The 20,150-nt window shown below is 67.5% G+C and carries 16 protein-coding genes; 8 read left to right on the top strand and 8 right to left on the bottom strand.

Going from position 1 to position 20,150, the window contains the following annotated elements:
* Positions 1–17 precede the first annotated feature (17 nt).
* The 7 genes from U4Z64_RS24675 to U4Z64_RS24645 form a co-directional block, all read right to left on the bottom strand.
* Positions 18–3,839 (bottom strand): N-acetylmuramoyl-L-alanine amidase, encoded by a 3,822-nt coding sequence (locus U4Z64_RS24675; RefSeq protein WP_321821350.1) that lies wholly within the window; start codon positions 3,837–3,839, stop codon positions 18–20.
* Between the two features lie 9 nt (positions 3,840–3,848).
* Complete coding sequence (locus tag U4Z64_RS24670; RefSeq protein ID WP_321821349.1) at positions 3,849–4,247, bottom strand: DUF3467 domain-containing protein; 399 nt, start codon at positions 4,245–4,247, stop codon at positions 3,849–3,851.
* 161 nt (positions 4,248–4,408) lie between these two features.
* Positions 4,409–5,371 (bottom strand): sigma-54 dependent transcriptional regulator, encoded by a 963-nt coding sequence (locus U4Z64_RS24665; RefSeq protein WP_321821348.1) that lies wholly within the window; start codon positions 5,369–5,371, stop codon positions 4,409–4,411.
* Positions 5,372–5,896: 525 nt separating this feature from the next.
* Positions 5,897–7,201, bottom strand: a complete 1,305-nt coding sequence (locus U4Z64_RS24660; RefSeq protein ID WP_044846915.1) for an MFS family transporter — start codon at positions 7,199–7,201, stop codon at positions 5,897–5,899.
* 74 nt (positions 7,202–7,275) lie between these two features.
* On the bottom strand, positions 7,276–8,754 hold the full coding sequence (locus U4Z64_RS24655) for an aldehyde dehydrogenase (RefSeq protein WP_321821347.1): 1,479 nt from the start codon (positions 8,752–8,754) through the stop codon (positions 7,276–7,278).
* 137 nt (positions 8,755–8,891) lie between these two features.
* The gene (locus U4Z64_RS24650; RefSeq protein WP_044846917.1) at positions 8,892–9,485 is read right to left on the bottom strand and encodes a thiamine pyrophosphate-dependent enzyme; all 594 of its coding nucleotides are present in this window, start codon (positions 9,483–9,485) and stop codon (positions 8,892–8,894) included.
* Entirely contained in the window at positions 9,485–10,021 is a 537-nt protein-coding gene (locus tag U4Z64_RS24645) for a thiamine pyrophosphate-binding protein (protein WP_321821346.1), read from the bottom strand. Before U4Z64_RS24645 ends, U4Z64_RS24650 begins: the two co-directional genes overlap by 1 nt.
* Before the next feature lie 96 nt (positions 10,022–10,117).
* Here U4Z64_RS24645 and U4Z64_RS24640 point away from each other — a divergent pair, with 96 nt between their 5' ends.
* Positions 10,118–11,050, top strand: coding sequence for a LysR substrate-binding domain-containing protein (locus U4Z64_RS24640; RefSeq protein ID WP_321821345.1), 933 nt, complete (start codon positions 10,118–10,120; stop codon positions 11,048–11,050).
* An 18-nt stretch (positions 11,051–11,068) separates the two neighbouring features.
* On the opposite strand, the gene U4Z64_RS24635 is transcribed toward U4Z64_RS24640, so the two are convergent.
* Positions 11,069–12,019, bottom strand: coding sequence for a LysR substrate-binding domain-containing protein (locus U4Z64_RS24635; protein WP_321821344.1), 951 nt, complete (start codon positions 12,017–12,019; stop codon positions 11,069–11,071).
* 128 nt (positions 12,020–12,147) lie between these two features.
* Here U4Z64_RS24635 and U4Z64_RS24630 point away from each other — a divergent pair, with 128 nt between their 5' ends.
* The 7 genes from U4Z64_RS24630 (at position 12,148) to U4Z64_RS24600 (ending at position 20,138) form a co-directional block, all read left to right on the top strand.
* Positions 12,148–13,005 (top strand): MaoC family dehydratase N-terminal domain-containing protein, encoded by an 858-nt coding sequence (locus U4Z64_RS24630; RefSeq protein ID WP_415750592.1) that lies wholly within the window; start codon positions 12,148–12,150, stop codon positions 13,003–13,005.
* A 31-nt stretch (positions 13,006–13,036) separates the two neighbouring features.
* Positions 13,037–14,194, top strand: coding sequence for an acyl-CoA dehydrogenase family protein (locus U4Z64_RS24625; protein WP_321821342.1), 1,158 nt, complete (start codon positions 13,037–13,039; stop codon positions 14,192–14,194).
* 14 nt (positions 14,195–14,208) lie between these two features.
* The gene (locus U4Z64_RS24620) at positions 14,209–15,387 is read left to right on the top strand and encodes a CaiB/BaiF CoA-transferase family protein (protein WP_321821341.1); all 1,179 of its coding nucleotides are present in this window, start codon (positions 14,209–14,211) and stop codon (positions 15,385–15,387) included.
* Between the two features lie 101 nt (positions 15,388–15,488).
* A complete protein-coding gene (locus tag U4Z64_RS24615; protein ID WP_321821420.1) occupies positions 15,489–16,877 on the top strand; it encodes an MFS transporter in 1,389 nt (462 codons plus the stop codon).
* A 384-nt stretch (positions 16,878–17,261) separates the two neighbouring features.
* Entirely contained in the window at positions 17,262–17,771 is a 510-nt protein-coding gene (locus U4Z64_RS24610) for a hypothetical protein (protein ID WP_044846925.1), read from the top strand.
* Positions 17,772–18,154: 383 nt separating this feature from the next.
* The gene (locus U4Z64_RS24605) at positions 18,155–18,667 is read left to right on the top strand and encodes a hypothetical protein (protein ID WP_044846926.1); all 513 of its coding nucleotides are present in this window, start codon (positions 18,155–18,157) and stop codon (positions 18,665–18,667) included.
* 316 nt (positions 18,668–18,983) lie between these two features.
* The gene (locus U4Z64_RS24600) at positions 18,984–20,138 is read left to right on the top strand and encodes a c-type cytochrome (protein WP_321821340.1); all 1,155 of its coding nucleotides are present in this window, start codon (positions 18,984–18,986) and stop codon (positions 20,136–20,138) included.
* Positions 20,139–20,150 lie beyond the last annotated feature (12 nt).

Genomic DNA, 20,150 nt, shown 5'->3' with positions numbered 1-20,150 from the left:
GCGCGTGTCCCTCGGGGTCAGGCGGGTTGCAGTTCGCGCGGCGCCGGCTGCGTGCCGCTGGCCGGAAGCGGCGGCGCGCCGTCGGCGCCGTGCACGATCTGGAAGCGGCCGTCGCCGTTCAGCGTCACCTCCGTCACGCCAACCTGGTCCTCCTCGCCGGCATGCCGGAACGTGGTGGCGATGCGCAGCTTGACGCTCGCCCGTTCGGCGGTGCCGGAACCGTGGCCGATATCCGCGCGCACGAACGCGCTCCAGCCGTCGAGCATCTGGCCGTGGTCCGCGGCAATCGTCACGTCGCCGACCGCGCCGCCCTGCCACGCCCAGTCGATCGACACCGGCGCCGACGTGCGGCCGCTCGGCCCGTCGATATACGGCCAGTCGTCGAGGGTGATGCGCTGGCCGGCCATGCGCGGCTGCCCGGCGCCGCCCGCCAGCGCGTTGGCGGGCTGGACCAGCCCGGCGAGCTGCGCGAGATCGTAGCTGCGCCCGTCGCGGCTCTCGGTGCGCCGGGTCAGGCTCACGCCGAAGCCGAACTCGCCGCCCGCTGCCGGCGGCTCGACGCCGAGCGCGTAGCCCGCGCCCGCCGCGCTGCCGCGATTGATCGTGTGGCCGAACGTGCCGCCCGAATGCATCAGCTGGATCACGCCGATTCCAGCCGCCGCCTCGTATTCCGACACGAAATCCTCGTAGGTCATGATGTAGCGGCTGCCGGTCGAGTGGGTCGGCGGCACGGTCCGCGCGCCGGGATGGCCCGGCGTGCCGACCACGCGGTCCAGCGGATCGGTGATCCGCACGAAATACGCGTCGCCGCTGCGATACATGCCCGTCACCACCACCGCATGGAAGAAGTTGACCGGCGCGCGCACGACTTCGGCAACCCAGATCGGCCCGTTCGCTTCCAGCAGCCGCCGAAAGCCTTCGGGCGCGAAGCACGCATTGGGTTCGACCGTGAGCGTCGACACCCCGGCGAACCCCGCCACCTCGGCCGGCGCCAGGCCATCGCGCATCTGGCGCTCGAGGCTGATGCAGCGCGCGAGCAGCGTCGGGTCGACGCTCTGGTTGTCGCGCCAGCCGATCACCATCGACGCGGCCGTCGCCCAGCAGCCCATGTCGGTGGGCTGCGGGGTCAGTTGCACCTCGTCCCAGTTCACCGACCAGTCGTCGGCGCCCAGCGCGCGCGCGGCGCCCGCGGCGACCGACAGCGCCTGGCTCGTGCCGAAGAAGCCGCGGCTCGGGATTGGCGCCTTCAGATGGCCGACATACGCGAGCGTTCCGGGGGCCATCGTGCCGGTCGACAGGCTGGCGAGATCGCCCGGCGGCACCCAGTGCGGCGGCACGCTGACGATCGGCCTGCCCGCGTCCTGGAACGACTGGGCGACCAGCTGCGAGCAGAAGAAGTTGTCGGTGTCGGCGCCTTCGCCGAGCTCGATGCGGCCGACGAAGCGGCGGCAGCGCTCCGCCGCGTCGCCCGACAGCAGGTCGCACGCGTGGCGGTCGATCAGGTAGCTGCCGCAGCGGACCAGCCCGACGTAGTTGAAACCGCGATCGAGGTAGCGCGCGGCGGCATCGGCAACCTGCTGCCGCTGCGTATCGGTCAGGCCCGGCACCCGGAACGCGACCGCGAGGCGCGCGTCGGCCAGCGCGTCCGCGAGCGGGCGCAACTGGACCCCGCCGGGAATCGCCTCGATCACCTGCCCGCCCTGGCCGACGTAGAGCATCGCGTGGCTGACCTCCGCACCCGAGCCGGCACGAATGACGCCGGAGCCGGGATTGCCGGTGGTGCTGAGAATGATGTCGCCGATCTCCAGCGCGTCGGTGCCGATCGACAGGCCGCCGACGCCGGGATCGAGCGGAATGTCGTCGCCGAAGCCGCGCGCGGCGAGCCCCAGCGCCTGGCCGGCCGCCTGCGGCTGGCAGGTTCGGCTGGTGACCAGCCGCATGAAGTAGTCCCAGTCCCAGTTGCCATCGGGGCACGCGGTATGGCCGGTCGAGGTGTCGGCCTCGCGATGGCCCATGATCGTCGTGCGGTTGATCGGCAGCTGATACTTGTCGCACAGCGACGCGACCAGCGCCGCCGAGGTTTCGTACTGGAGCTGGGTCGGCGCCAGCGCATCGAAATGCTGGACGGTGCCGTTGCGACGCGGGTAGTCGGCGCCGCCGCGCTTCACCGCGATGTGTTCGATGCCGATGCTGCGCTGGTTCGAGCCCTTGCAGTGCCACGCCGTGTCGGCCTCGGAGACGAACTGGACGACTTCGCCCTCCTGCCCGACCAGGTAATGCGAACTCACCTTCGACGACGCATTGGTGAAGGTATTCACCACCTGCTGGACGGTGGGGACGTCGGCGATGTGGATGATGATGCGGTCGATCGTCTTGCTGCCGCGCCCCTCGTCGAAATTCGGGCTGGCGGCCGTGCGCGTGACGAGACTGTTCTCGCGCGCGCCCAGCGCCAGCGCGCTGGCCGTCGCGGACGGCTCGGCGGCCGCATCGTCGTCGCTGTACGGCGGCGTATCGATGCCGTAGGCCTCCGGGTCGGCGCTCAGGCCGCGCGACCACGCGAGCGACGACGACGAGGTGGCGATCGTGCCCGCCGCGGCGCGCGAGACGCCGACGAAGACGCTCACCGGGCTGCCGACGCTGACGCCGGCCGACAGCGTGACGCCGACGAATTCGCCGCGGGCGTTGAACAGCGCCGAGATGCCGCCGGCCGGGGCTTCGCCGACCATCACGCCGACCGTCGTGCCGGTGCCCGAGAAATCGTCGATATGGCCGCGCAGCAGGCTGATCTGGCCGGTGAGGCTCGCCGACACGATGTAGCCGAAGTCGAGTTCGCCCGACACGAAGACGCCGATGTCGTCGCCATTGGCGTCGAAGATGAGGCCGACCGCGCCCGCGCCCCCGGATTCCAGCCCGGCGCCCGCACCCGCGCCGATCGAGACCGACAGGCCGTTGCGCATCGCGACCGGCAGCAGCAGCATCAGCGACGCGGTGGCCGGATTCGCGCTCAGAATCGCGCGCAGCGCGGCCCGCTCGACGGTCGAGAGCTTGCGCGGCCGCGGCCAGGTGAAGCCGCGGCGTTCGCCCGCGAGGCGGAACCCGGCATCGTCGCTCATCCCCTGCGACACGGGTGCCGGTGCGATGGCGGGTGCTGATGCGATGGTGGGTGCCGGTGCGACGGCGGGTGCCGGTCGCGCGGCCGGCGCCGGCGCCGGCGCGGCGGGCGTCGCGGCGCCCGGCGTTGCGGCATTGAGCGGCGGAAGCGGGCCGAAGCCGTCGTCGTAATGGACGTCGTGGTGCGGCGCAACGGGCTCGACGGCCGGCTGCGCCGCGGTGGGAGCGGCGCCCGGTGCGCTCGGCGCCGGCACGGCGGTCGCGCCCGGCCGCGTGGCGTCGCCCGCCCAGTTCAGCAGCGGACTCCTGACGGCGGCAGCGCCGCGCGTCGGGAACACGCGAACCCGGCGCAATCCCCGGTCGCTGAGCCCCGACAGCGACACGTACGGACTGTCGGCATTCGGCAGGACGTCGACCGTCCACGCATCGGCAGCGGGCGACGCCGCGGTGGCGAGGCCGAACCACAGCCGGCTCGCGCCCGCGAAGCGCGCCAGCACGGCAGGCGGCACCATGAACACCGCTTCGCCACGCGGGATCGCCAGCAGGCCGTCCTCGCGGCTGGTATAGAACGTCGACGACGTGCGCCCGTCCTTGCGCGTGAACAGCGCGGGATCGGTGGCGATCACCAGTTCCGCGACGCACGGCGCGTGGCCGACGCGAATCGTGAAGCCCAGCATCGGGAAACGGTCGGTCAGGACCATGCGGTTGGGATGGAGTTGCGCTGCCATGTCGTGTCCTCAGCTCTGGTTTTGATCGGGCTCGTCGTGACGGCCGCCGAGCATCGGCTTGCTGCGCGCATCGATCGCGCGCCGTTCGAATTCCTGCGGGGGAAGCATCGCCAGATCCGGTTCCGGGTCGCCGATGTCGGGGATTTCGTGGTGTGTCGCTTCGAACTGGGCGATCGCGCGCGCCAGCAGTTGCGCGAGCAGCTTCGCATGCACCGGGCTGATCGCGACGCGGCTCATCAACTGGACGTTGCCGGACTGCGGCTCGACCTGCCCGGCATCGATCAGGAACTCGAACGCGTTGTGCCCGACCTCGAAATAGTTCGCATAACTGGCGAGCAGCGGCCGTGGCTGGCCGGCCGGCTGGGCCGGCTCCGGCGGGGCGTCCTGGCTTGGCTCGATGACGTGCACGACGGCCTCCTTGCATGGCGACGGGCGGTCTGTCCGTTCTGCTTCGCAAGGAGCGGGCCAACGCGGGTGCGCCGGCGCAAGCACATGATTTGCCGTGGAATTTCCCGGCCGGTGCGGGATTCGGGAACGCTGCCGGGCTGTACCATGTGACAGCCCGGCTGTCACACCGATGCAGTGTTGCCGGCGTCCAGGTTGTATTTGGCCAGCTTGCGGTACAGCGTCATGCGCGACCAGTTCATCTGGCGCGCTGCTTCCATCTTGTTCCAGTTGGTCTGGCGCAGGACCGAGACGAGCCGCTCGCGCTCATGCTCGCCGGCGGAAAAGTCCTGCAGGAACAGCCGGCGAAACGCCGGCGGCAGGTCGCCCAGCCCGAACGGGCGCCCTTCGGGCGCATCGATGAACAACGCCTCGACCAGATTGCGCAACTCACGCACGTTGCCCGGCCACCGGTAATGCCGCATGCACTCGAGCAGGGCGGGATCGGGCCGCCCCACCCGCATCGCCCGCTGCAGGTTGTGTTCGGCGACGAAGTGATCGACGATCGGCGCGATGTCCTCCGGCCGTTCGCGCAGCGGCGGTATCTCGATGCGCGCGACGTTCAGGCGATAGAACAGGTCGGCACGGAAACGGCGTTCCGCGACCAGGTCCTCCAGGCGTTCGTTGCTCGCCGCCACGATCCGGACATCGACCGGGCGCCGGCGCAGCGAGCCGACCGGCATCACCGTGCGGTCCTCGAGCAGGCGCAGCAGCTTCGCCTGGACGGCGAGCGGCATCTCGCTGACTTCGTCGAGGAACAGCGTGCCGCCGTCGGCCTCGACGAAGCGGCCGGGAAACGCGTGCTGGGCGCTGGTGAACGCGCCGCGCTCGTGGCCGAACATCTCGGATTCGAACAGGCTGTCGGGCACGGCCGCGCAGTTGACGGCGATGAACGGCTTGTCGGTCCGGGTGCTGAGGCGATGGACGGCGCTGGCGACGCGCTCCTTGCCGGTGCCGGTTTCGCCGGTCACGAGCACCGTCGTATCGGTGCGCGCGACCTTCGCCAGATAGCGGCGCAGGTCGGTCATCGCCGGGCTCGAGCCGTGCAGCCCGAGTGACGTCGCGTGAATGCCTCCGGTCGTGCTCATGCGCGCGCCGCCCGGCTAGCGAACCGTTGACGGATGATGCGCAGCCCCGATGTTCATCGCCACTTCCCCCCCGCTGGATGTTGAGGAACAAGACAACCATCCTCGATGGCGATTGTTGGCACGCGTTTAATTAGTACTGTGATGCGTGTTGAATGGAGAGCCGCGTGTCACGGCGCCGGCCGATAACCAGTGTAGTTTCAATATGGAGATTCGTACAACCTGCCGACTACGCAATAACAAATATGTCATTTCACGCATTTTCATCAATTCATCCGCAATCGGGATGACGAACGGAAAGCCCGTCGCGGAATTCGGAGAATGCGTGTCGTTCACGAAGCGGGATCGGTGACTTCGCCAGTCGCGTACGTCGGTTGCGGTGAGGATGTGGCGCACGTGTCTGATGCGCGCGGAGACGGCGAGCCGCGTCGGGTTTCCGTGCCGCTCGATCGGCATGAACTGCCCGAGCGTCGAAACTCGAACCCGCAGCCTGCCGCCTCGCTGACGCATTCGCGCACGCTGCCATCGTCAATCGCGCAGATAGCCGTCGGTCGCCGAGTCCCGCATCCGGAACGACGCGAGCGCGGCAATCGCCCCCAGTGCACTCACGTACCAAAAGAATGCGGATTCGATACCGGCTGCCTTCAACGAAAGCGCCGCATACTCCGCCGACCCGCCGAATGCCGCATTGGCAATCGCGTAAGGCAACCCGACACCGAGCGTCCGCACTTCCGCCGGAAACATCTCGGCTTTCACGAGACCGCTGATCGAGGTGTACAGGCTCACGACCGCCAGCGCGGCGAGAATCAGGACGAAAGCCCACAGTGGATCGTGGACGGACTTCAGCGCCACCATCACCGGAACCGTGCCGACCGTTGCACCGACGCCGAACATCAGCATCGACGCCCGGCGCCCGATCCGGTCGGACAGCGCGCCGAACGCCGGCTGCATCACCATGAACACGACGAGCGCGGCGGTCATGATTGCACTCGCGGTCTTCGCCTGCATTCCGACGGTGTTGACGAGGTACTTCTGCATGTAAGTCGTAAACGTGTAGAACACCAGCGAGCCACCGGCAGTGAAACCCAGTACCGTTACCACGGCCCGGCCGTGCCCGCGCAGTCCTTTCAGCGTGCCCGCATCGGCCCGGTTGCGCGCATGCGCGGTCGTGGTCTCGTCGAGCGAACGACGCAACCTCATCGCGACAACCGCGCCGAGTGCACCCAGCGCAAACGGAATGCGCCAACCCCATGCGATCAGCTGATCGTGCGAAAGCCACTGCTGAAGCGCGACTACCACGACCAGGGCGAGCACCTGCCCGCCGATCACGGTCACGTACTGGAACGACGCGAAAAAGCCGCGCCGTCCCGGCTCGGCGATCTCGCTCATGTAGGTCGCGCTGGTGCCATATTCCCCGCCGACCGATAGCCCCTGCATGCAACGCGCGGCGAGCAGCAGCGCCGGAGCGAGCGCGCCGACTTGCGCGTACGTCGGCAGCACGGCGATCGCCAGCGACCCGCCGCACATCATCAGCACCGACAGGACCATCGCCCGCTTGCGGCCATGGCGATCGCCGATGCGCCCGAACAGCCAGCCGCCGACCGGGCGCATCAGAAAGCCGGTCGCGAACACGCCGGCCACATTGAGCAGCTGCGTCGTCCTGTCACCGGCAGGAAAGAACGCATGCGCAAAGTACAACGAGCAGAACGAATAGACGAAGAAATCGAACCACTCGACCAGGTTGCCCGACGAAGCGCCGACGATCGCCCGAATGCGTCGCCGGGAATCCGCCGGCGCGCCGACCGCGTTCGGCCGCAGGGTATTGGTTTCCATTGCTTGGTGTCTCCAGATCCATGTTGTCCCGCGGTCCGGTCTGATGCCGCGTCGGGAGGATTTGCGTACCGCTGCTAGCGCATCACGAACGGATTCCCCGTCGGCGCGCCCGTATTGATCCACACGCACTTCGTCTGCAGGTATTCGTCGATCGCGCCGATGCCGTTCTCACGTCCGAGCCCCGAATCCTTGTAACCGCCGAACGGCGACATGAAGCTCACCGCGCGATACGTGTTCACCCACACGGTGCCCGACTCGATGCGCTCGGCCATCCGGAACGCGCGGCCGATGTCGCGCGTCCACACGCCCGCGCCGAGCCCGAAGCGCACGTCGTTCGCGAGCGCGACGGCCTCCTCTTCCGTATCGAAGCGGATCACCGACAGCACCGGCCCGAATACCTCTTCCTGCGCGATGCGCATGTCGTTGCGCACGCCGGTGAAGATCGTCGGCTCGACGAACCAGCCGTTGCCGCATTCGACACGCGCCGCCGCGTGGCCGCCGAGCGCAAGCTGCGCACCTTCGTTGCGTGCAATGTCGATGTAGCTCAGCACCTTGTCGTATTGCGCCCGCGTCGTGACGGGGCCGACCTGCGTGCCCGCATCCATCGGGTCGCCCATCCGCGCGGTGCGTGCGAGCGCGACCACGCGTTCGACGACCTCGTCGTGGACTCGCGCTTGCACGAGCAGCCGCGAGCCCGCGATGCAGGTCTGGCCGGTCGCGGCGAAGATGCCCGATACCGCGCCGTTCACCGCATCGTCGAGATTCGCGTCGTCGAACACGATGTTTGGCGACTTGCCGCCGAGTTCGAGGCTCACGTGCTTGAAGTCGCGCGCGGCCTGCTCGTTGATGCGGCGCCCGGTCGAATCGGCGCCGGTGAACGTCACCTTGCGCACCAGCGGATGCGCGACCAGCGCACTGCCGACTTCGTTGCCGAAGCCGGTCACGACGTTGACCACGCCGCGCGGAAAGCCGACCTCGTGCAGCAACTCGACGAACTCGAGCGTCGACGCCGACGTGAACTCGGACGGCTTGATCACCGCCGTACAGCCGGCCGCGAGCGCGGGCGCGAGCTTCCACGCGAGCAGCATCAGCGGCGAATTCCACGGCGTGATGATCGCGACCACGCCGAGCGGCTCGCGTCGCGTGAAATTGAAGTAGCCAGGCTTGTCGAGCGGGATCACGTCGCCCTGGATCTTGTCCGCGAGGCCGCCGTAATAGCGATACCACTGCGGCAGATACGTGAGCTGACCGCGCATCTCCGCGTACAGCTTGCCGTTGTCGCGCACCTCGATCGCGGCGAGGCGCTCGGCGTGCTCGGCGATGCGGTCGGCGAGCCGGCACAGCAGCTGGCCGCGCGCGGTCGCGGACATCTCGCGCCATGCGCCGGCGACGAACGCACGATGCGCGGCGCGCACTGCGACATCCGCATCAGCCTCGTTGCCGCGCGCCAGCTCGGCCCACGGCTGGCCGGTAAACGGATTGTCGGTGTTGAACCATTGACGGCTGTCGGGCTCGCGCCGTTCGCCGTCGATCAAGTGAAGGTAGCGTTGCATGTCCGGCTCGCTGAAATCGGTGTGAATCGCCCGGACCGCTACCGGATGCACGCATTCGGCAGCGGTCCCGGCACGGCGGTCGCCGCCATTCGACGGGAACGACGAGATTGCGTCGAACGACGGCGTGTCAAGCGCACTCAGAACGGCGCGTAACCGAGTGCTTCGCGGAAGCGGTTCTTCACGTACACGCCGTCGCGCGGCGGCAGCGCGCGCGGCGGCTCGTCCGCGCGGATGTGAACCTGGGCAAACACCGGCCCGCTGCGCGCATTCACGCGCTCGACGATCTGCGTGTAGTCGCGCGCGTCGCGTACCGCGAACGAATCGGCGAGCCCGAAGCCCTTCGCGACCGCAACGAGATCGGTGCCGAGGCTCGAATGGCTCTGCTGCATGCCGGTTTCGCCGTAATGACCGTTATCGAGCACGACGATCGTCAGGTTGTTAGGCTGCTTCGCGCCGATCGTCCCGAGCGCGCCGATCCCCATCAGCTGTTCGCCGTCGCCGGTCACGACGATGACCGGCTTCTCCGGCTGCGCGAGCGCGAGGCCGAGACCGAGCGCCGCCGCGCCGCCCATCGCGCCCCACAGATAGAAATTGCCGACGCGATCGCCCGCCGCGAACACGTCATACGAGGCCGAACCGAGGCCGCTGACGACGAGCGCGTCCGGCGCGCCGGCCAGCAGGTTCCGGACGAACGCACGGCGCTCGATGGTCTGGTTTTGTTGCTCGCTCATTATTTCCGCTCCCACTTCTTGCGACCGATCAGGCTCTGCGACAGCAGCACGGCAACCTGCTCGCCGGCTTCGAAGGCGGCGTCGAACCCCGCACTGACGATTTCCTCGACGTCCTCCGGGCGGTCCGCGCGCAGCACCGTGATGCCCATCAGTTCGAGCGCGGCCTGCGTCGTCTTGCCCATCGGACCCTGCCACGGATTGAATTCCGCGTATTCGCCGCGCATCGTCACCAGCGTGAAGAACGGAAAATTGCAACTGCGTAACAGCGAGAACATGTTCACGCAATTGCCAACGCCGCTGCTCTGCATCAGCAGCACCGCGCGCTGGCCGCCGAGCCATGCACCGCTCGTCAGCGCCACGCCTTCCTCCTCGGTGGTCAGCGCGATGGCTGCGATTTCATCGTCCGCGATCGCGCTGCGGATCACCTGCGTATGTCCGGCGTCCGGCACGTAGGCGATCTGCTTCACGCCGCCGGCCTTCAGAACGGAAAAGATGGACGTCTGCCATGCCGGCTGATGTCCCGTTGCGGTACTCATCGGTTGCGCTCCTTCACGAAGTTGTTTCAGGAATCATAAAATGCGATTACTCTCACGCAGAAATAGAGTTTCCTGATACACGGATCACGATTCGGCATGGACATCAAGCAATTGCGCGCGCTGCTGGCCGTCGCGGAAACCGGCAGCGTCACGCGGGCAGCCGACGTGCTGCACATCGTGCAGCCCGCCGTGTCACGCCAGTTGAAGCTGCTGGAGGAGGACGTCGGGATCGCGCTGTTCGAGCGCGGTCGATACGGGATGGAACTGACGGAATCCGGCGAGATCCTGGTCGAGCATGCGCGGCGCGCGCTGCTCGAGCTCGACCGCGCGCGGGCGGAAATCCAGCCGTCGGACGCGCGGATCTCCGGCATCGTGACGATCGGCCTGCTGCCGAGCACGGCCGACCTGCTGGCCAGCCCGCTGCTGACCGCCGTGAAGGCGCGACATCCGTCGGTCAACCTGCGGGTGTCGGTCGGCTACGCCGGCCATTTGCGCGACTGGCTCGAAGCCGGGGAAATCGACGCGACGCTGCTGTACAACCCGAAAGCCACGCCGACCATCCAGGTGCAGCCGCTGCTCGGCGAGAGCCTGTGCGTCGTCGGGCCGCGCTCGTCGGACCTTGCGCCCGACCGGCCGCTCGCGCTCGCGGACATCGCCGCATGGCCGATGATCCTGCCGAGCGCGCCGCACGGCATCCGCAACATGCTGGAGCAGGCGCGCCCCGGCGCCGGCGCGACGCTCGACGTCGTTGCGGAAACGAATGCGATGAGCGTGCAGAAGAGTCTCGTCGCGCGCGGGCACGGCTTCACGATTCTGCCCAGCATCGCGGTCACGGAAGATATCGCGCGGGATGCGCTGCGCGCGGCGCCGCTGTCCGATCCGGGGCTGCAGCGCACGATCGTGCTGGCGTTGCCGAATACACGCCGGATCGCGGCGGCCGTGCGGGCGGTTACCGCGCTGCTCGTCGACGAGATGCGCGCCGCGGTCGAACGCGGCGACTGGCCGTCCGCACACTGGCTCGCTGACTGAACCCGCGAAGGTCGCCCGTCACGACGGTGCGGATTCGCCCTCGCGCAGCGTGATGCCCGTCCACGCGCCGCTTGCGGCCAGTTCGCCGATCAGCTCGACGATCGTCTGCCGCACGGCAAGCGCGGCGGAATTGACGGGAGACGTGTTCGACCAGCACAGGCTCGCGGGCCGGCGGATCTCCGGCTCGACGATCCGGCGCATCTTCGGCCGGCTGGACGGCTCGCGCGACGCCAGCGCGGACGCCGGCAGGATCGTGCACGCGAGGCCCGACTGCGCGAGCGAGATCATGGTCGGCAGCGAATCGATATCCGCGATGATGTTGAGCGGCACCTCCTCGCGCGCGAACGTGCGTTCGAGCAGCAGGCGCAGCCCGTTCTGCACGCCCGGCGCGACGAGCGGCACGCCGGCGAGCGACGCGAGCGGGCAGGTTCGCGCGCGCGACGGCACCGCGCCGCCCGGCTCGCCGAGCAGATACAGCACCTCGTCGAACAGCGGCATCGCGGTGATGCCGGTCGTGTTGGATTCGCGGAACAGGATCGCGAGGTCGAGCCGCCCGTTCGCCAGCAGCTCGTTGATGAAGCCGCTCATGCTCTCGATGTACTGCAGCCGGATGCCCGGATAACGCGCCCTCACGCGCTCGAACAGCGGCACCGCGAGGATCGACGTCATCGTGGTCGGGAAACCCACCGCGACCGTGCCCGACTCGCTGCCCGCGCCTTCCCGCACTTCCTGGCGCAGCTGCTCCATCTGCCGGAGCACGAGCCGCGCATGGCGGTACAGCGCCTGCCCGGCCGCGGTCGGCTTCACGCCCTGCGGGCTGCGCACCAGCAGCGTGACGCCGATGTCGCCCTCGAGCTTCGCGATCTGCTGGCTCAGCGACGGCTGCGCGACGAACAGCTTTTCGGCCGCCTTCCCGAGGCTCCCGTATTCCACGATGCTGACGAAGTAACGGAGCTGGCGGATGTCCATGGCGGTTCGTTCGATGCGAAAGCCATAGGATACCCCTATGACCGGCACATCCAAACGGTATTTCCGCCGCGCCTGCGCTTCACCTAAAGTCACTTCATGCCAAGTCAGAACAGCCGGCCCGCCCGGCGATGGAGGTGACAGTGAATGCTCCCCGGTCGCATGCCAGCGACGATGTCCAACAGGTCGCGACCGACCTGATCAGCGCCGAACGTGCGGTCGCCTTCGCGGCCACGCTCGACCATCCGGTCGTTCCCGCCGTGGGCGACGCGTTGCTGCCCGCCTGGCACTGGCTGTATTTCTGGTCGATCGCGCAGCAGGCCGAGCTCGGCCCGGACGGCCATCCGCGCAAGGGCGGCTTCCTGCCGGATCTCGGGCTGCCGCGGCGCATGTGGGCCGGCGGCCGGCTGACGTTCGAACGCCCGCTGACGATCGGCGCGATCGCGACGCGCACGTCGCGCATCCTGTCCGTCGAACGCAAGGAAGGCCGCACCGGCACGCTCGGCTTCGTGACCGTCGAGCACGTGATCGAATCCGCGGGTGAAGTCGCGATCCGCGAGGAACACGACATCGTCTATCGCGGCGCGGCCGCGCCCGGCGCCGCCACGCCCCCGCCGAAGGCCGCGCCCGACGCCGCGCAATGGCAGCGCGACATCACGCCGGACGAAGTCATGCTGTTCCGCTATTCCGCGCTGACCTTCAACGGCCATCGCATTCACTACGACCGAACCTACGTGCGCGACGTCGAAGGCTATCCGGACCTCGTCGTGCACGGCCCGCTGATCTCGACGCTGCTGCTCGACCTCGTGACGCGCTCGCTGCCCGGCGCGACGATCGTCGAATACGCATATCGCGCAGTACGGCCGACCTTCCTCGGCAACACCTTCAGCGTGTGCGGCCGCCTCGCCGACGACGGCAAGACCATCGAGCTCTGGGCAAAAGATCACGACGGCTGGCTGACCATGTCCGCAACCGCGACCCTCGCATAGGGCCCATTCCAAGCATTCCCCGATACGAAACATGAATCCTACCGACGCGTACCAAGACATTCGCGAAGCCGTTCGCGACCTGTGCGGCGAGTTTCCCGCCGAGTATTTCCGCAAGATCGACGAGGAACGCGGTTATCCCGAAGCGTTCGTCGACGCGCTGACGAAAGCCGGCTGGCTCGCCGCGCTGATTCCGCAGGAATACGGCGGCTCGGGCCTCGGCCTGACCGAGGCATCGGTGATCATGGAGGAGATCAATCGCGCGGGCGGCAACTCCGGCGCGTGTCACGGCCAGATGTACAACATGGGCACGCTGCTGCGCCATGGCTCGGCCGAGCAGAAACAACGCTATCTGCCGAAGATCGCGAGTGGCGAGCTGCGCCTGCAGTCGATGGGCGTGACCGAACCGACCACCGGCACCGACACAACGAAGATCAAGACGACGGCGGTACGCAAGGGCGATCGCTACGTGATCAACGGCCAGAAGGTGTGGATCTCGCGCGTGCAGCACTCCGACCTGATGATCCTGCTCGCGCGCACCACGCCGCTGTCGGACGTGCAGAAGAAGTCGGAAGGAATGTCGATCTTCATCGTCGACCTGCATCACGCGATCGGCAACGGGATGACGGTGCGCCCGATCCCGAACATGGTGAACCACGAGACCAACGAGCTGTTCTTCGACAACCTCGAGATTCCCGCCGAGAACCTGATCGGCGAGGAAGGTCGCGGCTTCAAGTACATCCTCGACGGACTGAATGCCGAGCGCACGCTGATCGCGGCCGAATGCATCGGCGACGGCTACTGGTTCGTCGACAAGGTGTCGCAGTACGTGAAGGATCGTGTCGTGTTCGGCCGCCCGATCGGCCAGAACCAGGGCGTGCAGTTTCCGATCGCCCGCTCGTTCGTCAACGTCGAGGCCGCGAGCCTGATGCGCTTCGAGGCCGCGCGCCGGTTCGACGCGCACGAGCCGTGCGGCGCGCAGGCGAACATGGCGAAGCTGCTCGCGGCCGATGCATCGTGGGAAGCCGCGAACGCGTGCCTGCAGTTCCACGGCGGCTTCGGCTTCGCATGCGAATACGACGTCGAACGCAAGTTCCGCGAAACGCGCCTGTACCAGGTCGCGCCGATCTCGACGAACCTGATCCTGTCGTACGTCGCCGAGCACATCCTCGGCCTGCCGCGTTCGTTCTGACGGGAGTGACGAGCATGCGCCCACTGGAAGGCATCAAGGTCGTCACGTTCGAGCATGCGATCGCCGCACCGTTCTGCACGCGCCAGCTCGCCGATCTCGGCGCGCGCGTGATCAAGGTCGAGCGGCCGGGCGTCGGCGATTTCGCGCGCGGCTACGACGAACGCGTGTCGGGGCTCGCGTCGCACTTCGTGTGGACCAACCGCTCGAAGGAAAGCCTCACGCTCGACGTCAAGCAGCCCGCGGCGCTCGACGTCGTGCACAAGCTGCTCGCGGATGCCGACGTGTTCGTGCAGAACCTCGCGCCCGGCGCGACCCAGCGGCTGGGGCTCGATTACGACACGCTGCGCGAGCGCTATCCGCGGCTGATCGTCTGCGACATTTCCGGCTACGGTCTCGACGGTCCGTTCCGCGACAAGAAGGCGTACGACCTGCTGATTCAAAGTGAATCCGGATTCCTGAGCATTACCGGATCGAACGGCGAGCCGGCCAAGGCCGGCTGCTCGATCGCCGATATCGCCGCCGGCATGTATGCGTATACGAACATCCTCGCCGCACTGATCGAGCGCGGGCGCACCGGGCGCGGCCGGCACATCGACGTATCGATGCTCGAAAGCATGGTCGAGTGGATGAGCTATCCGCTCTACTACGCGATCGACGGCCAGTCGCCGCCGCGGCAGGCCGGCGCGTCGCACGCGACGATCTTTCCGTACGGCCCGTTCAGGGCCGGCGACGGCAACACCGTGATGCTGGGCCTGCAGAACGAGCGCGAATGGAAGCGCTTTTGCGAGACCGTGATCGGCATGCCCGAGCTGGCGGCCGACGAGCGCTTCGGGTCGAACAGCCGCCGCGTCGCGAATCGCGACGCACTCGCGGCCATCATCGTCGATGCATTCTCGACGCTGACGTCCGCCGACGTGATCAACCGGCTCGAGCAGGCCGGCATCGCGAACGCGCGGATGAACGACATGCACGGCGTCTGGACGCATGCGCAACTCGCCGCGCGGCATCGCTGGACGCGGGTCGACACGCCCGCCGGCGAGATTCCTGCCCTGCTGCCGCCCGGCCTCGCGCCGGACGACGATCCGCGCATGGACCCGGTGCCGGCGCTCGGCCAGCATACCGATGCCGTGCTGCGCGAGCTCGGCTATGCCGATGAACAGATTCACACGTTGCACGCATCCGGTGCCGTCTGACCGGGCCTTGCCGCGCTGATCGAAGCGCGCCCCCCACCTACGTTTCGAAGCGTCTCCGCGTCCGGCCACGGACGCGAGAGCGCCACATGACTGGAGACATCATGGCGAACACCGTCAATGCCGCCGGCCGGCTCGACCGGCTGCCGATTTCAAGGTTTCACTGGAAGATACTCGGCCTGATCGCCGGTGGCGCGTTCCTCGACGCGTTCGACATCTATCTCGCCAACGGCTCGGTCGCGGCGATGGTCAAGGAGGGATTCACCGACCTGCGGCATGGCGCGATGTTCGTGTCGTCGACGTTCGTCGGGATGATGATCGGGGCGTTCGTCGCGGGTTATGTCGGCGATCGGCTCGGGCGGCGCTATTCGTATCAGCTCAATCTGGCCGTGTTCGGGCTGGCTTCGATCGCCGCGTGTTTCGCGCCCGATATCGCGTGGCTGATCGTGCTGCGTTTCATCATGGGAATCGGGCTGGGCGCGGAACTGGTCGTCGCGGCCGGGACGCTCGCCGAGTTCGTGCCGCCCGAGACGCGCGGCAAGTGGGTGTCGCTGCTCGCGATCATCACCAACAGCGGGCTCTTCGCGGCGCTCGCCGCGGGGTACTGGATCATTCCTTATCTCGGCTGGCGGTACATGTTCGCGCTGGCGGGCGTCGGCGCGCTGGTCGTCTGGTTCATGCGCAAACGGATGCCGGAGTCGCCGCGCTGGCTCGAATCGGTCGGGCGGCTCGACGAGGCCGAGGCGACGCTTGCCGCGATCGAGCAGGAGGTCGGCCGGCAGGTCGGCACGCTGCCGCCCGTGCGGCGCACCGTCGACCTGCATGTCGGCAAGGTGCCGCTCGGCGTGCTGTTTTCGAAGGGGATGCGGGGCCGGACGATCGTCGCGGCGTTGACCGCGATCGGTGTGAACGTCGGGCTCTACGGCTTCATTGCGTGGCTGCCGACGTTCTTCGTCACGGAGGGATTGTCCGTCGTCAAGTCGCTCGGGTTCGTGTTCCTGATGTCGATCGGCTCGCCGGTCGGCGGGTTGATCGGGTATCTGATCGCGGATCGGATCGGGCGGGCCAAGGGCATCGTGATCGCGTCGATTCTCAGCATCGCGCTCGGCTGGCTGTATGTGTCGCTGCGCGATACCACCGCGATCATCGTGGTCGGCTTCTGTCTCGTCAGCGCGATCTACACGATCACGACGCTCGGGCTGTTCGGCTACATTCCCGAACTGTTCCCGACCGAAGTGCGGCTGCGCGGCACCGGTGTCGCGGGAATGTGCGGACGGATGTCGTCGATCGGCACGCCTGCGCTGGCCCTGGCGCTTTACCAGGCGTTCGGCGTATCGGGCGTGATCGCGATGGTCAGCGCGACGCTCGGCGTGCTGTGTGTCGCGATCGGGCTGCTGCGCGTCGAAACCGGAGGGCAGGCGCTGGAGGAAGCCGCGCCGGGGACGCACGACGCGGAAGACGCCGCGGTCCACTCCGGCGTCAGGCAAGCCTGATTGCCGGCGGGCCTGCGGCGGCGAATATTCGGCGCTCGCTGCCGGGCGGCGAGCGCCGAGCGGCGAGCGGCGAGCGGCGAGCGGCGAGCGGCGAGCGGCGAGCGGCGGTGCGACGGCCCGGACAAACAAGGGTTCCGCGCGGATTTCCTCTGATGTCCGCGTTCGCCCCCTTCTTCAAGCGCACCCGCATGTTGAACGACTGCACCGCCGCGCCAATCGCGCGTCAGACAGGAAGGTTCAAGCTCGACGTGGCGCGTGAAGGTCCGCCCCGTCCATGTGCCTGTGACGCATATACGCGCACATACCCGCACATACGCGCACGTAGCGCGCCGCCGATGCTGACATAAAATAGAAGCTATTCCTGACTGAAAAAAGGGGGCCGACATGAGGCGCCTCTATTTCCTCGTACCCGACACGCAGATGGCCAAGGCGATCGTGGATGACTTGCTGCGCGCTCGTATCATCTGGCGCCATATCCATGTCCTCGCGGATCACAGTGTCACGCTCGAAGAGTTGCCCGAAGCGTCCTTGCTGCAAAGTAGCGATGTCGTGCACGCGCTCGAGCGCGGCGTCGCGCTCGGCGGCGCAACGGGCGCGCTCATCGGCCTCGTCGCGCTCGTCTACCCGCCTGCCGAGCTCGTGATCGCGGGCGGCGCCGTCGTCGCATTGACGGTGGCGGGTGCGGGCTTCGGGGCGTGGACGGCCGGGATGATCGGCATCGCCGAGCCGAACGCGCGACTCGAGCGATTTCGGGAGGCGATCAAGGAAGGCCAGATTCTGATCATGGCCGACGTGCCGGCATTGCGAGAGCAGGAAATCGAGCAGATGATCGCCCAGCATTTTCCGAAGGCGGATCTGGAGGGTGGCGAGCCTACGTCACCGGTTTTTCCCTGACACGCGGAAACCGGCATGCACGGCGCGTGGGGCCGCACCCGCATCAAGCGGGTCGGCAGCAGCAAGGGTGAAATCGGCATTCTTCCATTCATAAGATTTGTCGGTGTACTTAATTTACCCCGACACGCCGGCACGAGGACGATTCCGTGACGGCCCCTGCCCTTTTGGCGTTGCATCCGGTGAGATGCCCGTGACCGCGCAACGTCACGGCCTCCGTTCCCGTGTCGCACCGCCGACGCCCGCCGCACGCCGATCCTGAACAGAACACCGTACTGCCATGCGACGCGCAGGGTTTTTGCACCTTGCGTTGCCCCCCATATCTGCCATTCTGAATCGAATAGCCGACGTATTTTCGACGCGCGAACCGTCAGCAAGGAGGTCGTATGGAACTGCACATTCAATCGCACCATTGGCAACGGCGCATGCCGGACTGGCTCGCCGCGGCCGTGGCCGGGCTTGCCGGGGGCGCCCTGGTGATCGTGCTCGAATTCTTCTGGTCGACCATGGTGCTCGATGAAAGTCCGTGGCAGCCGACCCACAAGATCGCGGCGATGGTGATGGGCCGTGGCGCGCTCGAACAGATGTCGGTGTTCAGCTTCAGCATCGTGGGAATGGCACTGCTGTTGCACTACGTGCTCGGCGCCATCATGGGGATGATCCTCGCCGCGATCATGGCGCCGTTCCGCTTCGATTCGAGCGTCGGCATGGAGGCCGTCATCGGGCTGGCTTTCGGGATCGTCGCGTACGTATGGAACTTCTACGTGATGACTGCCGTGTTCCCGTGGTTCATCTCGGAGCGGGGATCCGGACCGTTGCTGGCCAACCTGCTGTTCGGCGTGGTCACCGCCGTCGTCTACGGCATGCTCGAACGGCGCAAGCAGAACGCGATGCACTAACGTACCGTTGCTTCGCGCCGCGCGGGACGGCTGCCTCGACAAGCCATGCCGGAGGCGGCCGTTTTGCATGTTGTCGCGGCAGGTGACGCCGTCCGTGGTGCGACGCGGGTATGGGGTGCTTCCCTCCTTCCTCTTGCGCTGCCTTGCACGATGCAAGGCAGCAGACTACCTTTTTCTTTAGAGCCGCCGACGCCGCCTGGCGAATCGGTCCTGGTGGATTGCCGGCAAACAATCGTACGAAATTCGGCAAGGCGGCACGACGATGCCCGGAGCGCCGGTTGGGGGCTCCGGCGAGTGACGCGCGGCGAGGCGGCCCATGGTGCTTGCGATTGCCCTGATCGTGATCATCGCGTTGGCGGTGGGGTTTCACTTTGCCAGTCCCTGGTGGATCACGCCGATCGCGTCGAACTGGGTGCGCATGGACGACATGCTGACGATCACGCTCGTCATCACCGGCGCGTTCTTCATCGCCATCAACCTGTTCATCGCGATCGCGCTGATGCGCTACCGCCACCGCGGCGGGCATCGCGCGGCCTACGAGCCGCACAACAGGCGGCTCGAATGGTGGCTGATCGGCCTGACCGCCGTCGGCGTGGCGGCGCTGCTGGCACCCGGTCTGTTCGTCTATGCGGACTACATCCGGCCGCCGCGCAACGTGCTGCAGATGGAGGTGCTCGGCCGGCAATGGCAATGGCGCTTCCGCTTCGCCGGCCCCGGCGGCAAGCTGGGCACGACGGATGTGCGCTATATCGGCAGCGACAATCCGTTCGGCCTGAACCCCGCCGACCCCAACGGCCGCGACAACTACCTGATCGAGACGCCCGAGGTCCATCTGCCGCTGAACCGGCCGATCCAGGTCCTGACACGGTCGCTAGACGTGCTGCACGACTTCTATGTCCCGCCGTTTCGTGCGCGCATGAACATGGTGCCCGGCATGGTGACGACCTTCTGGTTCACGCCGACCAGGGCAGGCCGTTACGACATCCTGTGCGCGCAGCTCTGCGGGATCGGGCACGCCAGCATGCGCGGCGTGGTGGTCGTGGAAGACGAAGCCTCGTTCTCGCGCTGGCTCGCGCAGCAGACCACCTTCGCGCAGCGGCAGCAGGCCAAGGTGCAGGCCGCGGCGGCAACGCCAGGCGGCAGTGCCCAGGCGCTTGCCGACCAGGGCAAGGCGCTCGCCGCGGCCAAGGGCTGTCTCGCCTGCCATACCGTGGACGGCAGCCCGCGCGTGGGTCCGACCTGGAAGGGCCTGTACGGCAAGACCGAAACGATGGCCGACGGCAGCACCGCGAAGGTGGACGACGCCTATCTGCGCGCCTTCATCCGCGATCCGGCGGCCCGCGTCGTGAAGGGCTATTCGCCCATCATGCCGCATTTCGACCTGAGCGATCAGGAGCTGACCGCGCTGGTGACCTACATCGAATCGCAAGGCGGCCCGGCTGCCGGCAGCACGGCCAACCGCCAGCCCTAGCGGAGCAGACGC

This window comes from Burkholderia sp. BCC1996, from assembly GCF_905339955.1.
Taxonomy (GTDB): Bacteria; Pseudomonadota; Gammaproteobacteria; order Burkholderiales; family Burkholderiaceae; genus Burkholderia.
This window is presented reverse-complemented; position numbering and strand designations above follow the sequence as displayed.

Coding starts and splice junctions, on each gene's coding strand:
- U4Z64_RS24675 (WP_321821350.1), bottom strand. CDS start 3,839: ATGGCAGCGCAACTCCATCCCAACCGCATGGTCCTGACCGACCGTTTC.
- U4Z64_RS24665 (WP_321821348.1), bottom strand. CDS start 5,371: ATGAGCACGACCGGAGGCATTCACGCGACGTCACTCGGGCTGCACGGC.
- U4Z64_RS24660 (WP_044846915.1), bottom strand. CDS start 7,201: ATGGAAACCAATACCCTGCGGCCGAACGCGGTCGGCGCGCCGGCGGAT.
- U4Z64_RS24655 (WP_321821347.1), bottom strand. CDS start 8,754: ATGCAACGCTACCTTCACTTGATCGACGGCGAACGGCGCGAGCCCGAC.
- U4Z64_RS24650 (WP_044846917.1), bottom strand. CDS start 9,485: ATGAGCGAGCAACAAAACCAGACCATCGAGCGCCGTGCGTTCGTCCGG.
- U4Z64_RS24645 (WP_321821346.1), bottom strand. CDS start 10,021: ATGAGTACCGCAACGGGACATCAGCCGGCATGGCAGACGTCCATCTTT.
- U4Z64_RS24640 (WP_321821345.1), top strand. CDS start 10,118: ATGGACATCAAGCAATTGCGCGCGCTGCTGGCCGTCGCGGAAACCGGC.
- U4Z64_RS24635 (WP_321821344.1), bottom strand. CDS start 12,019: ATGGACATCCGCCAGCTCCGTTACTTCGTCAGCATCGTGGAATACGGG.
- U4Z64_RS24630 (WP_415750592.1), top strand. CDS start 12,148: ATGGAGGTGACAGTGAATGCTCCCCGGTCGCATGCCAGCGACGATGTC.
- U4Z64_RS24625 (WP_321821342.1), top strand. CDS start 13,037: ATGAATCCTACCGACGCGTACCAAGACATTCGCGAAGCCGTTCGCGAC.
- U4Z64_RS24620 (WP_321821341.1), top strand. CDS start 14,209: ATGCGCCCACTGGAAGGCATCAAGGTCGTCACGTTCGAGCATGCGATC.
- U4Z64_RS24615 (WP_321821420.1), top strand. CDS start 15,489: ATGGCGAACACCGTCAATGCCGCCGGCCGGCTCGACCGGCTGCCGATT.
- U4Z64_RS24610 (WP_044846925.1), top strand. CDS start 17,262: ATGAGGCGCCTCTATTTCCTCGTACCCGACACGCAGATGGCCAAGGCG.
- U4Z64_RS24605 (WP_044846926.1), top strand. CDS start 18,155: ATGGAACTGCACATTCAATCGCACCATTGGCAACGGCGCATGCCGGAC.
- U4Z64_RS24600 (WP_321821340.1), top strand. CDS start 18,984: ATGGTGCTTGCGATTGCCCTGATCGTGATCATCGCGTTGGCGGTGGGG.